The organism is Vibrio sp. 1401, from assembly GCF_033340295.1.
The window spans coordinates 1-556 of the sequence record NZ_JAWOWF010000690.1; the positions used below are offsets into that span (position 1 = coordinate 1).

The 556-nt window shown below is 44.4% G+C and carries 1 protein-coding gene; it reads right to left on the minus strand.

The annotated features are described in order from the left end of the window. The coding region (locus R7Z77_RS27620) for an EAL domain-containing protein (protein WP_318137341.1) at window positions 1–556 on the minus strand (556 nt) is incomplete at both ends.

The window sequence follows — 556 nt, forward strand, 5'->3', positions numbered from 1 at the left end:
CACGGTTTTGTTTTGGGCATGGCACAGCTCAATGATCGGTTTGATCACGTGTCCATTATTGGTATTCATCAACGTCAGTAGAAACTCTCGGTCAAACTTAATCTTTTGTACTGGGTATTGAACAAGTTGAGTGAGCGACGTGTAGCCAGAGCCGAAATCATCAATAGCAAGTCGATAACCCAGTTTCGAAAGCTCATCAAGCAATGCCGTGCCTTGCTGTTCCGCGGCAAACGTCTCGGTAATTTCTAGTTCGATACATTCTGGTTTGATGCCATTTCTCGTTACGTGTTTATGAATGAATTGCGCCATTTCTAACGAGTTTAATTCGGCCGATGAAAGGTTGATGGACAGGACAATGTCTTTGCCAAAAATGCTTCTTAAATGATGGTATTCCTCGGTTGCATTGGCAAACACCCAACGGTCTATTTTGTCAAACAACCCAGCTTGCTCGGCGATTGGAATAAATTCGGTTGGTGGCACTGGCCCCAAGCCTTCTGCGTCCCAACGTAGAAGCACTTCCAAGCCTTCAATTTCGTTGTCTTCGTTATTCATGTAA